The sequence below is a fragment of the Embleya sp. NPDC025285 genome (assembly GCF_055558835.1).
In genome coordinates, this window is the sequence record NZ_JBVHLU010000071.1 from 1 (window position 1) to 13458 (window position 13458).

Genomic DNA, 13458 nt, shown 5'->3' on the forward strand with positions numbered 1-13458 from the left:
GCGGGAGGGCCCTGACCCTCCCGCCCGCAACGTGGTGCTGGCTCAGCTCAGGGGCTCTCTCGGCCATGCGCCGACGAACGCCCTCCAGCTCGTGTTGCTGTACTCAACCCGCGGCTTGTCGGATGATTGCTTCGAGTCGCGGACCGCGACGTCGCCGGAGTCCTGGATTTGCGCTTCGACGCAGTTGCTCGTCGCGCTGTGACTGCTTTTGCGGGGTTCGTACTTGGGCACGGATGGTGCTCCTTTTCTGCGTGGTGGGGGTTGCGCCGGCGTGGTGTTGTCGGCGCTCGAGACGTTGAATTGCTGGGTCGGCGCGCCTGGTGTACCCGCGTGCGCGATCCGGGGGTCGGTGGTTTGTGGGTGTCTAGCGGGTGTGGTGCCGGGTCTGCGGTGAGTGGTGCGGGGTGCCCCGGCGTAGGACGACCCAGCCGCGGCGATCTCTCTTGGGGATGCCGACGGGCGTCAGGGGGCGGACGTCGGAGATGCCGATCAAGGTGGCGTACTCCTTGTCCTTGCGGGCTTCCCAAAAGTCCTGGTCGGCGCAGATGGCTGCGCTGTGGTCGTTGTTCAGTCGCGCGCGCGGGCTGCGTCGTCGAGTTCCAGGGACTGTGCGCTCGTTACGCGGAACGATGCGCGTATCGGGCCCTGTTTGAGCAGTACGACGTCGCCCGGCGCGACTGCACGGTAGGGGGCGATCCGTCGTTGACCGAAGCGGGACTCGATGGTTTTGCGTCCGGTGAGAATGTGCTTGAGGAAAGGTCCGGTCATGACCGCGATATGGAGGCCGCATGCATGGTCGTCCAGGTTCAGGGCGGCCCAGTCGTCAAGGCCTTCGGTGGCGGTGCGAATCGCGGTCAGGATGCTTTCCGGGCTCATGTGCGCTCCTCGCTGGGAAGCGCCTTCCTGTCGACGGTGTCCGGTGGGGGCGACGTCGGTTGTGGCGCGGTGTGGGCGTCGTCTGTGATGCGCGTCTGTGCGTGGCGCTTGCGTGCCGTCGTCGTGGGAGTGCCTGTGCGGGAGGCTGCGTACAAGGCGACGGTCGCGGCGCAGCTGAGGGTGAGTCCGGCCGCAGCGAATGCGGCGCGCGGCGCAAGGGGAACCAGGAGCGCCGCGGCGGGCAGGACGAGGAGGCGGGCACCGGCCGTGGCGGCTTGGTCCAGGCCGGCCAGGCCCAGGCGCACGGCAGCGGGCGCGGCGGCGTATGCGGTGCGGGCGGCAATGTCGGTGTGAGGGGTGAGGGTTCCGACGAGGAAGGCGAGGGCGACGGCGGCCGGCGGTTCGCCAGCTGTTGCGCGGACGGCGTGCAGGAGGCCGGCAATCGCCAGGGCACGGCAGGCGGTGGGGTGTGGGGGCGGGCGGTGCAGCACGTGGGTGGTGGCGAGTGTTCCGGTGATGGCGCCGAGGGTGAGCGCCGTCAGGGTGGCGGCGTACGTGGTGGGACCGGTGTGGGTGGCCAGAACGAGGGGGAGCGCGAGCATGATGGTCGTGTTGGGTATCTCGGCCACCGCGCGTAGCGTGAGCAGGTTTCTCGGGTGGGGGTTTCGACGCAGCCAGGAACCGGCGTCGGTCGGGGGTTCGGGCGTGGCCGTGGTCGGTGCGGGCCTGGTGGGCGTGGCGACGTGGAGTCGCGGACGGAGGATGGCGGCCCCGGTGTGACACAGGGCGGCGAGTGCGCAGGCGGTTGCGGGTCCGCCGAGTAGGCATGCGGTGGCCAGGGTGTATCCGGTGATGGTTCCGATGCGGGTGGCGGAGTCGAAGCGGGCGATCAGACGTGGGTGTTCGGGGGCCGCGGCGAGGGTGGGGAGGTGAGCGGCCGCGGCGGGGTCGCGGACGGCGTGGACGCAGGCGAGGCCGATCAGGAGCAGGAAGGTTGTCCTGGGCTCGGTGTCCGTGGCGATGGCAGTGGTGAGGGTGAGGGCGAGGACGGCGCAGAGTTGGTCGGCGCGTCGGATGTCGCGGGCGCTGCTGTGGTGTTGGAGCAGTCGTTGGCCGGGTGGGGTGGCGGTGAGAGCCGCCGGAATGGTCGTGGCGGCCAGGACGGCGGCGGTGTGGGTGGGTGGGGTGTGGGTGGTGAGGAGGTAGGCGACGGTGGTGATCCACGTCAGGCGGGATGCTGCGGCGGTGAGCGCCCACGCGATCTGCGTGTTGCGGATCGCCCTGCGGGGCGAAGACGGGTCGTCCGTCGGGACGTTCATGGCAGGCGATTCGTGTGGGCGGTGTCTGTCGGGATGGCGAGCAGTTTCCACTGGCGGGCGTGGAGCAGGGCCTGGGTGGCCTCCGCAGCGTGCAGGCGGACGAGGAGTTCGCCTCGTGTCTGCTTGTACGTGCGATCGTTGAGGCCGTGGTCTTGTTTGATCCGTTGCTTGTCGTGGCCTTGGGCCCAGCCCAGGAGGATGGCGAGGTGACGGGGCAGGAGAGTCGGTCTCTCGCGGTCTGGGGGCTCGTTGTGGGCGGTGGGCAGAGTTTCGGCGGCGATGACCATGGCGTGGTTGAGGTTGGTCGCGCCGTAGGCCGGGGGAATGTCTCTCCTGATGCGCTTCAGTTCCGCATAGGTCAGGTCGAGTTCGTGTTTCATCTCTTGGAAGGACACACGGCGCGCATGCATGTCGAGGACGGCCTGGTGTAGACGGGTTTCCTCGATGCTGCCGGCGGGTGGGAGTTGTCGCCTGTTCCTCATGGGCCTGTTCGGGTACGTGGGTCGGGGTCTGTGCGGATGGCGGTGTCGGGTGCGGTTCGTATCCGGGGCGGTGCGACAAACTGTGTTGACCGGTCCGCTCGTTCGGGGCTTGGGTGTGATCTCGGTGGCGTTGGTGCCGGGCGTGGCGCCGGTCGCCAGGGGGCGGCTGTTTCAGTGTTCTTCCGTCGCGGGGTTGGTCGGGGTGGATTCTTCGCGTTCGCGGGTGGGGCCGTGGTGGCTGTCTTGGGCGGATGGCGGATCGGCTGTGGTCGGGGCGGGGAGCCGCTTGACGGCTTGGAGCCAGAAGAGGGTGGCTGCGGTGTAGCCGACCGCGAGCGGAGATGTTTGGGCGGCGCGTGTGGTCAGGAACATGACGCCGATGGTGACGATGGCAAGCACGATGGCGATGAGGCCGGTAGCAAGGCGGATGCGCACTTTCTGGGTTCCTTTGCCGGGGCCGGGGTGTGTCTAGTCCGGTTCAGTCGGTGACGCGGTAGGGGTGGCCCACCTGGCGTTTCGGCCCGTCGGTGTGGACGTTGTTGGGCCATCGGCACGCCATGGTCGCGAGGTGCGTGCCGGAGTGTTCCGATCACCGAAAGAGGGTTGCCGGGGACCTCCGGAGGAGGGCGGATCGGAATCATGGGCGGGAGCCGGGTTTCGGGTGTGTGGTACTGCTGCGTATCCGCGGCGGCGGGGACTTCGTTGCGTCGCCCGATCCTGGCCGAGGGGTCGGCTGTGCGGGTCGGTTGTGCCGGTCCGCGTCGGCGCCCCCGGGCGGGAACGGTCACAGCCGGTTCTCGGATTCGGTCGTGGGTTCGTGGGTGATGTCGGGGATCGGGGTGCACGCGTCCACCCACAGGCGTCCGTCGGCGCACTGGATCGGTGTCCGGCCCGGGGCGCTCCGGGTGTGGGGGCGGCCCAGGTGACAGAGTCGGCCGTTGACGTTCGCCTCGGGTTGCCTGCCGATCCAGTGCGTGGCGCGCATTCGCGCCGCCACCTGGTTGGTGGTCTGGGTGAGGTCGATCCTGGCGAGGTCGGGGCCGTTCGGGAGGACGGCTCGGGTTGCGAGGGCCTCATCCTGTGGTGTTCCGGTGAAGCCCGTTGCGAGCAGGGTCAGCGCTCGTGGGGCCAGGGCCAGGAGAGCGTCGGTGACCGTCTCGTTCATCTCGTCGTAGGTGCACCAGGGCGGCAGTTCGAGCAGATGGTCTTGGATAATGACGCGGCCGGTGTCGTAGGTCTCGTCCATCAGGTGCGCGGTTCCCCACAGGTGCCGGTCGCCGCGCAGGATCGCCGCCGGGACCGGTGCTGCGCCGCGCAGGTCCGGAAGGCGGGAGGTGTGGAGGTTGAGCACGCCGAGACCGGCAGCGGCGAGCGCGTCGGGCGGTAGGAGGGTTGGGTAGCCGTAGGCGACCACGACGTCCAGCGTGAAGGGGTCCAGCAGGTCGCCGAGTTCGCGGGCGTGGCCGGCAACCAGTGGGACTGCTTCGGTGTGGCGTTCGATGGCGTCCAGGCGCGCCGCGTCACTGTTCGAGGAGGGGTAGACGCGCGGTGTTGCGTGGACCATGGGTGGGTGGCCCGCGGCGCTGCACTGTCGGGCCAGATGGACGTGCAGGCGTGGCGAGGTGGTGAGGACTCCCACTCGTAGGCGGGTGCCGCCGGCGGGTCCGGTGGTGTGCGTGGTGGGGTCCGGTTGTTTCGGCAAGGTGAGCGTCATGTCCGCATTTCCGATCCGTGCGTGGAGGGGGTACCGGGGGTGGTGGGGGTGGAATCGGGTCACCGTGGCGCCGGCCATCGGACGGTTCACCGCAGCAAGCAGTCACAGGCGAGCGGGGAGTGCCATCGTCATAAGCGAGAACGACACGCGCTCATCTCGGTATGGCCATCGCGGACGGGTGACGGTGGGGTGTCAGCGGGGGACGTCGGGGGTGTCCCGGCGCTCGGGGTCGGCGTCGGGCGGGAACGCTTGGGCGATTTGGCTGTCGAAGGAGCCGCGCCGTGGGTTGTCGAGGTCGTCGGCGGCGGCAGCGAGGTTTGAGGCGAGGGTGCCCCGGTCGGCCTGACGCTCGGCCAGGAGCCGAAACAGCGCTGCCTCCTCGGTGCTGGTGACGGTCAAGTTCTCCGCGAGCGTCCGGCTGCCGTCGGCGTGCCCCGTGATTCGGATCCGTTTGCCCGGTGCGGGAGTCACCGTGATGGTGGGCGGGCTCGCGATCGGCCGGCGGTTGGGGGATGTGTGGGTGGTGGGCATCGTTCGACTCCGTTCGTGGGGGTGAAGGTGGTCGTGTCGCAGGGGGTGACCGGCACCGACGCGGTCGTGTCGGTGCCGGTCGGGTGTGTCCCGCGCTGCGGATCGCGGGGCACGCGCCCGCTCGCTGTGCCGGCGTCACGATGATCGTCGGGCGAGGCGATCGGTCGTGCGGGCGCGGCAAGCGGGCAGTGGTGGGGCCGCGAGGCGGAGCGGGCGCGGTCCCCACCGGTCGGTGGGTCCAACGGGTCGGGTGCGGGTGTCGTCGGATTGGCGTTCGGCGGGTCGGCCGGTGGGGGTATTCAGTGCGTGGGTCGGGATGCGCCCATGCGCCGGGGCCAGGCTCCGCGACCGTCTCCGGTCGGCGGTGACGTCCGGCGGCACGCCTGGGGTGAAAGCTCGTCGACCGCGAACATGAAGTGCGGTTCGGCGCGCGGGGAACGGTTCGTCGCTGGGGTGTTGTGGACGAGTTCGTGCGCGTAGGCGTCGATGTCCTCGAACGGCGGCAGGTCGGTCGGAGCGCCGACCCAGACGGCGAGATGGTCGTCGTGTGATGTGACGTGGGGCGTGTAGCGGCACAGCAGGAGGGCGACCTGGTTCTGCGTGTCGGTGCGGGCACGGTCGATGACGGCGCCGACGAGGTCTCGGAGCCGGGCGTCGAGGGCAGGTCTCGGTGTCCGCTCTGTGATGTGGTGTCTGCCGGCGTCGATCGCTCGGGTGGGGTTCAGCGTGCCCTGGTGGGCCAGTTCGGTGTGGAACATCGCGCTCAGGCAGGCGGCGGCGCTTGCGGTGGTGCGGGTGGCGCCGAACATGTGCAGGCACCACCCGAACGAGGGTTCGTCGGCGCGGGGCGATACCCGCCAGGTTCCCGCGAGTCGGCTCGGGGTGGCGGCGTCGGGCGGCCTGACGTTGCCGATGGTGGTGGTCACCGGGGTGCTCCGGGTAGGGCGAAGACGAGGGGTGGATCGATGTCCGTTGGGGGATGGGCGGCGCGGGACCGTGGTGGTGGGGTCCCGCGCCGCCTTGGGGCGCCCACGTCGTTGGGGGCGCCCCGTGGGGGCTCACCGCGTGCCGGGTTGCGCTTCCCCGCCGAGGTCGAGGGGCTTGCGGCGTGCGGTGGCCGGTCGGGGGGTGAGAGGCCGCGGCGTCCGGGTCAGGGCGAGTGGACGTCGCGGAGGCGGTCGCCGCGGTGGGCGGGTCGTGCGGCGGGGGCCGGGTCGGGATCGGGGCCCCGCGGGTCGGGGAGTGGTCCGCCTTCGCTCGCGCTGCGGATCTCGCTGTAGTGCCTGACCTGTTCGTCCGTCGGGACGTGTTCCTCCGGCGTGCGACCGCATACGCAATAGCGCGCCTGTGGGTACCGGCTGCGAATCCCCTCGACCAGTGCGTGCCGGTAGAGGGACAGCGCCTGCGAGACCTCGTGTGCCGGCGCGGATGCTGTCGTCAGGTACACGGCGAGGTTGTATCCCAGCGGTACGTGGCCCCTTTGTGGCGGAAGGCGGATGACCCACAGACCCCGGGCGGTGACCCTGACGGCGTCTGCGTCGGCGACCAGGGACAGCGTCAGCGGTGGGCGCCATCGGTCGCGCGCCCACGCCAGTTCGGGGGGCCACTGCAGGGAGGGGTGACCGGTCGGCCCGCCGCTTCCGCTCTCGTCGGCCCCGACCGCGTCCGTGTGGACGCTCGCGTCGATCAACCCCACGTGTGCGCAGAGGAGTTCGGACCCGCTTCCGGCTCGCGCAAGGGGTGCGCCCGGCACGGTCCATCGCGTGCGGACCTCGCCGGAAGGGGTTTTCCCGGGCAGGACCTCGAGGTGGGCCAGGTGCACCGTCGGTGCCAGGCTGCTCAGGTCGTCGAAGGCGTGGATCTGATCGACGGCCTCGTCGGGGGTGTGGGTGTGTACGCCCCGGGTGACGACTTCTTCGGCGTCACCGGGCTCGTATGCGGTCATGGGCGGGGCTCCGGGCCTTGTGGGGCGGTGGGCGGTCAGGGCAGGATCGTGGGGGTCGCGTGGGGTCCGGCGGCGATGTCGACGTAGCTGTCCAGCTCTTCGTCGGTGGGCACGTGCTCGGCGGGGAAGCGTCCGCAGGCGCAGCACCGCGTCTCGTACCGGTCGGTGAGCGTCTCGAGGAGACCCTTGCGATACTGCGTCGTCGCGGTTGCCCGGAGTGCGTCGTGCCACACGTCGTCCGTGCCGGCGGACCGCGTCGCCTGCAAGGCGGCGAGGTTGTAGCCCAGGGGCACGATCGTGGGCTGCGGGAGCAGGGTGAACCACAGGCCCCGATCCGTGGCGACGATGCCGCGGGCGTCGTGGATCAACGCCAGGGTGAGTGGGGGGCTCCACCGGTCACAGGCGTCCTTGAGATCCGCGATCGGCGCAAGTCTCAGGTGCCGTGCGAACTCGTTCCGGATCGCCAAGCCTTCCTTCTCGCGGGCGCCGAGGGTGGACATGTGGGCGTCCGCGTCCAGGCGACCCAGTGCCTGCGGGACGCGTTCCCACCAGGTGACGCGGTCGTCGGGGCCGCGCATCACGCCCGGGACGGTCCATTGCACGCGCGCGGTGTGCTCCTCGACGGTGGGCGGGAGGACGTCTCGGTGGGCGAGAGCGGCCTTCGGGTGCAACTCCCGCATGACGTCGAAGTAGTCGGTCTGGTCGGCGTCGTCCGTGTAGTGCAGGACGACGCCGTCGTCGACGTGTGTCAGGGGCAGGGTGAGCACGCCTCGGGTGACGACCTCGGGGTTGTCGACGGGCTCGTACTGGGTCATGAAGGGGACTCCGGGAATCTCGCGGTTCGAGAGCGGGGGCCGGTTGGCGGTTACGCGAAGGGGTCGGGCGGGGGAGGTCACGGCTGTACTGCCGGTCGCCGCCCAAACCTGTGGTGATCCGGCCGCGCGTCGGGGCTGCGGTGCCCACGAGACGTCGAGGGGCCGCGGCGTGTTCGGCGGGTGCGTCGCGCGTTTCGGGGTTCGATCGTGTGGGCGGTCCACACGATCGTGCGACGAAAGCAGCGGGTCGCGCCGAATCGGCTGCTGGTGGCGTTCACGATCCGCAGTCCGCGACCGTATTCGGCGTCGGCTGCGGCGGAACCGGTGTCGGCGAGCGAACGGGTCGGCGGGTGGCCGTCGTTGGCGACCACGATCACGAACTCACCGCTCCCGGTGAGCACGAGCACCACCACGCCCGCGCACCGGCCGTGGGTGATCGCGTTGGTCACGAGTTCGCTGACGACCAGCTTCGCCCAGTCGCGCACGGCTTCGGACGCACCGCATGTCTCCAGCGTCCTCGCCACGACGTCGCGGGAGCTCCCGACGTGGGAGCGGGCGTTGCCGACTCTCAGGAGCAGGACCGGACGCCTTCCGGCGAGGCTCGCTCCGGCGCGACGGCACGACCGGGAGCGGCCCGGCACGAGCGTGCGCAAGTGCCACGGTGAGGTGACCACGGCTCACTCCCCCGGCCGATCCGTGGGCGCCTGGTCACCGTGCGCGCCGGCGGGAGCCGATCGGTGTTCCGGGGAGCCGGCGTCCGTGCGACGGCAGGTGGTGGTGACGGGCCTGCCGTCGTCCTCGACGCGGCGTGCCGTGTCCGTGAGGACGGCGGTCACCGACCGTCCGTCGGAGACGACGAGCGTTCCCTTCCCGCCGCCGGGCCACGGGGTCCGGTCCAGGCGCAGACGAAGGATGCGTTGGGGTGTGGTGGGCGCGCTTGCCACGGTCGCTTCGATGACGTCTCCGGATGTGAAAGACGTTCGGAATGTCATGAAAATCCCTTCTCCCGGTGGGTGAGGCGCAACTACGTGGGTGCCGACGCGGATGAGCGGATGGTTGCCGCCGGCTCGCACCATCACTCTGGACCGCATATATTCGAATCGTCAAGGCATTCATTTGCATATATGCGATCCGCAGAGTGCGCGTATCATGCAACCGGGTACATCGGGTGCCCCCGACCAACGGGACGAGACCATGACCGAGGCCAAGCCGGCGAGAGGGCCCGCACTGCGCAGAAGGCGCCTGGGACGGGCGCTGAGGGAACTGCGCGAGGCCGCCGGCCTGAAGCAGGAAGAGGCCGGTGCGGCCCTCGGCTACCGCAACGCGCGGATCAGCCGCATCGAATCGGGCGAGGGCAAGGTCGAGACACCCCTGTTGTGGGCCCTCCTGAACCTGTACCGCGTCCCCGAGGACTCGCCGCTGCGCCGGACCCTGGAGGACGTGGTCCGGGCGAGCAACTCCAAGGGCTGGTGGCACACCTACCGCTCGCATCTGGTCCCTTCCCACGAGGACGTTCTGGGTCTGGAGGAGGACGCCGCCCGCATCGGGAAATGGGAACCGGGCCTGTTCCCGGCCGTGTTGCAGACCGAGCCCTACATCCGCGGGATTCTGGCGGCCGGACGCGACATCCACCACGCGAACCCCGAACGCCTGGACGCGCACGTGCGGATCCGTCTGGCGCGCAGCCGAGTCCTCGACAAGGACGGGTTCGCGCTCACGGCGGTCCTGGGCGAGTCCGCCCTGCGCACGTCCGACGACCCGACGATCATGCGCGGACAGCTCGAACACGTCGTCGAGCAGTCCCACCGCGCGAACGTCACCGTGCGCGTCGTGCCGTTCGGTTCGGGTTTCAACCTGGGACCGGACGGCCCGTTCTCGATGATCGAACTGCGCGACGGCAGCCGACTGGTGACCCTGGAATCGCTGATCGACGTCGTGTACCTCGAGGAGCCCGACGAGCTGCGGGTGTACAACACGGCGTTCGAGCAACTCCTCGAACGTGCCCTGAACGAGCGGGACTCGCGCGAGCTGATGCACGCGCGTGCCCGTTCCCTGTGAATGCCCGCCCACGACGCGAAGGAACGACCGATGCCCGCACCCGCTCCGAATCAATGGACCAAAAGCAGCTACAGCAACCAGCAGGACTGTGTGGAATGGCGCGACGGGGCGCCCGGCATCGACGTTCGCGATTCCAAGGGAGGCGAGGACGCCCCCGTCCTGAAACTCGCACGGCCCGGCTGGAGGGCCTTCGTCCAAGGGTTGACGCGGCGAGGCTGACGGCGCCGGTGGGTGCCCGGGCGCGACACGGGCACCCGCCGCCGACCCCGCGCCCACCGCCGCCGGTGCGAGCAACCGCGCCCGCCGCCCCGGGGCCGAGGGGCGTCGAACACTCATGCCGCAACCCCCGCGGCATCGGCCGATGCGGCCTGCTCGACCGAGCACGTCGCACACCGGACGGACGCCCGATCGCCGGCCCCTCCCCGGGCGTCGTCGGCGGTGAACGGCCGGTGCAACCCGGGGTCGCTGCTCCCGCGTCCGGTACCGGTCGAGGCCGTGCGGGGGAGGAGACGGGCGTCCAGTTGCGCTGTCACCAGGCGGTGGTCGCCGGCCGCGTCCACGAGGTCGCCCCCGAGCACCCGGTAGCTGCCCGGCACGTATGCCGGCGCGAGCCGGGGACTGAACAGGATGTGGTCGATGCGCGGCCCCTGGCCGTTGTCGACGTGCGCGTTGACGGTGACCGTGGTGTCGCGGGCGAGAGAACCGGCGTTGACGAACCCGCCGTCGGCCAGGACCGTGGTGGCCCGGGTGTCGGTGACCCACTCGCGTGCCTCCCGCCGGGCACGCCACGCCCTGCGCGGGCTCCACGTCCACCACTCCCCTACGCCGCGCACCCGGCCGGGACGGCCGGCTCCCGGCGGGAGGGTCTTGTGGGAGCGTGCGTGCGCCGGCAACAGCGACCATCGCGGGCGGAACTCCCGTAGACCGTCCCGGTCGGGCCACACGCTGTTGAAGTCGCCGGCGATCAGCGACCAGGCCGTGGGAGCCGCCCGGGCGACCAGTTGCTGGGCCGCGAACAGTCGGGCGTCCCCCGACGCGTACGACCACTGCACCGACCGCACGAGTACCGGTTCCGGAAACCCCGGCAGCAACAGGTGGACGTTGCCGTACTGGTCCTCGAACACGGCCGGATCCTCGTGCCGGTCGTAGTGCCGCTCCACCCCGATGCGAGGCCACCGGACGAACACCACCACATCCAGCGGTCCGCTCGTGCCGGGTGTGCGCAGGGCGCGCATCCCCAGGATCTCCTCGGCCGCGAACATCACGCGTTGGCCCTCGGCGCCGTACCCCCACCCTTCCTGGAAGCACAGGACGTCGACGTCCGCGAGTACCGGGGTCAACGCCGCCAGGCGCCGCAGATCGTACGTCCCGGTGCGCTTGTCGTAACCACCGTTCTGATAGTTGAACGTGGCAACGGTGATCGGTCGGTCGCCGTCGCCGGCGGCCGAATCGCTGTCCGAATGCCCGGCGTTGGTCACGTCGCGGCGGGCGGCGACAACCGGGTCGCCGCGCCGCGCCATGTGGGGACCGACCCGGCGATCCCCTCCCCCGCAGGTGCACCGGTGGCCGTCGGCAGTCCGAGCCGATGGTTGCGGCAAGACGCCTTCCGGTGCGCCGCTACGGCGCCCCACCACGCGGCGCAGGCCGGCCGGGGACAGTGTCCGACCACGCCGCCGGTCGGCGGACGCGGCCCGAACCCGCGCTGCGACGAAACTCCGGCATCCGAGCAGTCCCGTCGTCATCGGACCGCCCGCGTCTGCACCAGGCCCACGCCCGCGAACTGCCAGTTCGTACGAGGGCCCGGTGTCGGGTTCGGGTGCCACAGGCCGGGACGGGTCAGGCCCGGGTCCTCCAGGTCGAACCCGTCGAAGAACGCGAGGATCGCGTCCCGGGAGCGGAGCGTCACCTGGGCGGTGGCGTGCGCGTAGGCGTCCACCAGGATGTTCACCTCGTCGGCGGGCGGTCCCTCGTCGGTGGCGTGCGAGATCACCAGACGGCTCCCGAACGTCATGACGTCGCGGAACGCGGCGACGACGCCGTACGGGTCCTCGTCGTCGCCCACGAAGTGCAGGACGGCCCCCAACACGACGCCCACCGGGCGTTCGAAGTCGATCGCCGCGCGCACGTTGGGATCCTCGAGGATCGTCTGCGGCCGGCGCACGTCGCCGGCGATCACCGTGGTGTGGTTGTCCGCGAGCAGCGCGCGCCCGTGGGCGAGGACCACGTCCTCGTTGTCGACGTAGACCACCCGCGCGTCGGGGTTCCCCGCTCGGGCGATCTCGTGGACGTTGACGTCCGTGGGCAGGCCCGCGCCCAGGTCGAGGATCTGGTCGATCCCCTCCCCGACGAGATGACGCACGGCGCGAAGGACGAACTCCCGGTTCTCCGCGGCGGCTTCGCGGATGCCGGGAATGGTCTTCAGCAGACGGTCCGCGGCTTCACGGTCGGCGCCGTAGTTGTCCCTGCCCCCGAGATAGCCGTTGTTCAGGTGTGACGGCCTTGGCCGCGCGAGGGCCTCGGGCGGCGTCGCGTGGCTGTCCTTGGGGTCGTGGTCGGTCATGGCTCTCCTGCCGGAGTCGGTGTGTGGAGGTACCCCCGTCCGGGGCGGATCACGGTCGACGGGGCTCGCCGCGACGTGGGCGTCGACGGGTCGGCCGCGCGTTCGCCCGTGCCGTGGCGGGGACGGAACGGGGTGCGGTTCAGGGGTCACGAACGTCCGCGGGTGGAGGCGGGGTGTCCTCGCGGTCGAGGTCTACGACGCGTGCGCGGCGCAGGCGCAGGACGATCTGCGCGGCGAGCAGCCAGGGCAACTCGGTGTCGCCGAACGGCAGATGTAGTTCCTCGTTGGGTTCGGGGCCGAGGGGTCCGGGGTGGTAGTGGGTGCCGAACATCCCCCAGGGACTGCATCGGAGGACGCGGACGGCGACGTGTCGGCGTCGCAGGATCGGGCACGCGGAGGCTGCGAGGCGTGCGTGGGGCACGCACACCGGGGGGTGCAGGGTGAGGCTGTCGGCGTCCCCGGCGCCGGGTTCGTCCGGCAGGACGAACAGGGTGCCGTCGGGGGTGCGGGACGCGGGTCCGTGGCACACCTGACACAACTGTTCGAGTGCGGCGCGGCGTTGGCGTTCGGGGTGCAGAAGTCGGAAGCGGGCCTCGCCCTGGCCCTGCGCGTTGAGGACCCGGTCCCACAGTGCGCCGTGGGCGCGGTCGTGCGGGCGCTCGTCGGTGTAGGCGAGGCCCCTGGGGTCGCGTCGCACGACGAGTCGGGCGGGGGCCGACGTCTCCGCGCTCCACATGGTCACGGCGGGCACGGGCAGTCGGGTTACGGGGTCGCGGAGGAGGTTCGAGGTCGATGCGGCTTTCACGGGCTTCTCCGCAGGTCGCGCCCGAGGTGGTCGTCTTCGTGTCGGCTCGGCAGTACATGGCCGTTCCGGTCGATCGTCCTCGGAGGCAGTCCGCGTGTGGTCCTTGTCCTGCCGTGCACGTCCATTCCTTTCGTATCGCTGATCTCGGCCCACCGGCTGAGGTGGTGGGTTCCGAGTCGATCTGTGGGTGCGGTGGTGGCGCCGCGATGCCCGGCCGCCACCACCGCGCGGGCCCGTCGCCGTTGACGGGCCCCTTGCCCCGTGTGGCCGCTCGACCTCGAGACGTCCCTCGAGGGAACGGGTGTCGGGGTGCCCGGGGCGTCGGTGGACGGCCGGGATCGGTCCACCGGCGC

General features: G+C 70.8%; 17 protein-coding genes. 2 read left to right on the top strand and 15 right to left on the bottom strand.

Annotated elements, in window-relative coordinates:
• Positions 1-42: 42 nt before the first annotated feature.
• From ACZ4FV_RS35360 to ACZ4FV_RS35415, 12 genes are all read right to left on the bottom strand, one after another.
• The gene (locus tag ACZ4FV_RS35360) at positions 43-231 is read right to left on the bottom strand and encodes a DUF397 domain-containing protein (protein WP_465324426.1); all 189 of its coding nucleotides are present in this window, start codon (positions 229-231) and stop codon (positions 43-45) included.
• 336 nt (positions 232-567) lie between these two features.
• Positions 568-876 (bottom strand): ASCH domain-containing protein, encoded by a 309-nt coding sequence (locus tag ACZ4FV_RS35365; RefSeq protein ID WP_465324428.1) that lies wholly within the window; start codon positions 874-876, stop codon positions 568-570.
• The gene (locus ACZ4FV_RS35370) at positions 873-2195 is read right to left on the bottom strand and encodes an MFS transporter (protein WP_465324430.1); all 1323 of its coding nucleotides are present in this window, start codon (positions 2193-2195) and stop codon (positions 873-875) included. Before ACZ4FV_RS35370 ends, ACZ4FV_RS35365 begins: the two co-directional genes overlap by 4 nt.
• Positions 2192-2575 carry a hypothetical protein gene (locus tag ACZ4FV_RS35375; RefSeq protein ID WP_465324432.1) on the bottom strand — a complete coding sequence of 128 codons (384 nt, stop codon included), beginning with the start codon at positions 2573-2575 and terminating at the stop codon, positions 2192-2194. The genes ACZ4FV_RS35370 and ACZ4FV_RS35375 overlap by 4 nt, the downstream gene beginning before the upstream one ends.
• A 273-nt stretch (positions 2576-2848) precedes the next feature.
• On the bottom strand, positions 2849-3112 hold the full coding sequence (locus ACZ4FV_RS35380; protein ID WP_465324434.1) for a hypothetical protein: 264 nt from the start codon (positions 3110-3112) through the stop codon (positions 2849-2851).
• A gap of 349 nt (positions 3113-3461) precedes the next feature.
• Entirely contained in the window at positions 3462-4391 is a 930-nt protein-coding gene (locus ACZ4FV_RS35385) for a formyltransferase family protein (protein WP_465324436.1), read from the bottom strand.
• A gap of 192 nt (positions 4392-4583) precedes the next feature.
• The gene (locus ACZ4FV_RS35390) at positions 4584-4922 is read right to left on the bottom strand and encodes a hypothetical protein (protein WP_465324438.1); all 339 of its coding nucleotides are present in this window, start codon (positions 4920-4922) and stop codon (positions 4584-4586) included.
• A gap of 299 nt (positions 4923-5221) precedes the next feature.
• The gene (locus ACZ4FV_RS35395) at positions 5222-5848 is read right to left on the bottom strand and encodes a hypothetical protein (RefSeq protein WP_465324440.1); all 627 of its coding nucleotides are present in this window, start codon (positions 5846-5848) and stop codon (positions 5222-5224) included.
• Between the two features lie 224 nt (positions 5849-6072).
• Complete coding sequence (locus ACZ4FV_RS35400) at positions 6073-6867, bottom strand: hypothetical protein (RefSeq protein WP_465324442.1); 795 nt, start codon at positions 6865-6867, stop codon at positions 6073-6075.
• A gap of 35 nt (positions 6868-6902) precedes the next feature.
• Positions 6903-7682: a hypothetical protein gene (locus ACZ4FV_RS35405; RefSeq protein ID WP_465324444.1), complete on the bottom strand. Its 780-nt coding sequence runs from the start codon at positions 7680-7682 to the stop codon at positions 6903-6905.
• Positions 7683-7759: 77 nt separating this feature from the next.
• Positions 7760-8356 (bottom strand): ATP-binding protein, encoded by a 597-nt coding sequence (locus ACZ4FV_RS35410; protein ID WP_465324446.1) that lies wholly within the window; start codon positions 8354-8356, stop codon positions 7760-7762.
• A 3-nt stretch (positions 8357-8359) separates the two neighbouring features.
• Positions 8360-8626 (bottom strand): hypothetical protein, encoded by a 267-nt coding sequence (locus ACZ4FV_RS35415; protein ID WP_465324448.1) that lies wholly within the window; start codon positions 8624-8626, stop codon positions 8360-8362.
• A gap of 250 nt (positions 8627-8876) precedes the next feature.
• Between ACZ4FV_RS35415 and ACZ4FV_RS35420 the strand changes: the two genes are divergently transcribed.
• Both ACZ4FV_RS35420 and ACZ4FV_RS35425 read left to right on the top strand, forming a co-directional pair.
• Complete coding sequence (locus ACZ4FV_RS35420; protein ID WP_465324450.1) at positions 8877-9740, top strand: helix-turn-helix domain-containing protein; 864 nt, start codon at positions 8877-8879, stop codon at positions 9738-9740.
• A gap of 30 nt (positions 9741-9770) precedes the next feature.
• Positions 9771-9959, top strand: coding sequence for a DUF397 domain-containing protein (locus ACZ4FV_RS35425; RefSeq protein WP_465324452.1), 189 nt, complete (start codon positions 9771-9773; stop codon positions 9957-9959).
• A 113-nt stretch (positions 9960-10072) separates the two neighbouring features.
• Here the strand turns inward: ACZ4FV_RS35425 and ACZ4FV_RS35430 are convergent, their stop codons facing one another.
• The 3 genes from ACZ4FV_RS35430 to ACZ4FV_RS35440 form a co-directional block, all read right to left on the bottom strand.
• Positions 10073-11260 (bottom strand): endonuclease/exonuclease/phosphatase family protein, encoded by a 1188-nt coding sequence (locus ACZ4FV_RS35430; RefSeq protein WP_465324454.1) that lies wholly within the window; start codon positions 11258-11260, stop codon positions 10073-10075.
• Between the two features lie 218 nt (positions 11261-11478).
• Positions 11479-12300: an SAM-dependent methyltransferase gene (locus ACZ4FV_RS35435; protein ID WP_465324456.1), complete on the bottom strand. Its 822-nt coding sequence runs from the start codon at positions 12298-12300 to the stop codon at positions 11479-11481.
• A gap of 139 nt (positions 12301-12439) precedes the next feature.
• Positions 12440-13105 (bottom strand): hypothetical protein, encoded by a 666-nt coding sequence (locus tag ACZ4FV_RS35440; RefSeq protein ID WP_465324458.1) that lies wholly within the window; start codon positions 13103-13105, stop codon positions 12440-12442.
• Positions 13106-13458 lie beyond the last annotated feature (353 nt).

Bases quoted from the DNA above. Each gene is read 5' to 3' on its own strand.
- ACZ4FV_RS35365 (WP_465324428.1), bottom strand. From the start codon at position 876: ATGAGCCCGGAAAGCATCCTGACCGCGATTCGCACCGCCACCGAAGGC.
- ACZ4FV_RS35370 (WP_465324430.1), bottom strand. From the start codon at position 2,195: ATGAACGTCCCGACGGACGACCCGTCTTCGCCCCGCAGGGCGATCCGC.
- ACZ4FV_RS35375 (WP_465324432.1), bottom strand. From the start codon at position 2,575: ATGAAACACGAACTCGACCTGACCTATGCGGAACTGAAGCGCATCAGG.
- ACZ4FV_RS35385 (WP_465324436.1), bottom strand. From the start codon at position 4,391: ATGACGCTCACCTTGCCGAAACAACCGGACCCCACCACGCACACCACC.
- ACZ4FV_RS35390 (WP_465324438.1), bottom strand. From the start codon at position 4,922: ATGCCCACCACCCACACATCCCCCAACCGCCGGCCGATCGCGAGCCCG.
- ACZ4FV_RS35400 (WP_465324442.1), bottom strand. From the start codon at position 6,867: ATGACCGCATACGAGCCCGGTGACGCCGAAGAAGTCGTCACCCGGGGC.
- ACZ4FV_RS35405 (WP_465324444.1), bottom strand. From the start codon at position 7,682: ATGACCCAGTACGAGCCCGTCGACAACCCCGAGGTCGTCACCCGAGGC.
- ACZ4FV_RS35420 (WP_465324450.1), top strand. From the start codon at position 8,877: ATGACCGAGGCCAAGCCGGCGAGAGGGCCCGCACTGCGCAGAAGGCGC.
- ACZ4FV_RS35425 (WP_465324452.1), top strand. From the start codon at position 9,771: ATGCCCGCACCCGCTCCGAATCAATGGACCAAAAGCAGCTACAGCAAC.
- ACZ4FV_RS35430 (WP_465324454.1), bottom strand. From the start codon at position 11,260: ATGGCGCGGCGCGGCGACCCGGTTGTCGCCGCCCGCCGCGACGTGACC.
- ACZ4FV_RS35435 (WP_465324456.1), bottom strand. From the start codon at position 12,300: ATGACCGACCACGACCCCAAGGACAGCCACGCGACGCCGCCCGAGGCC.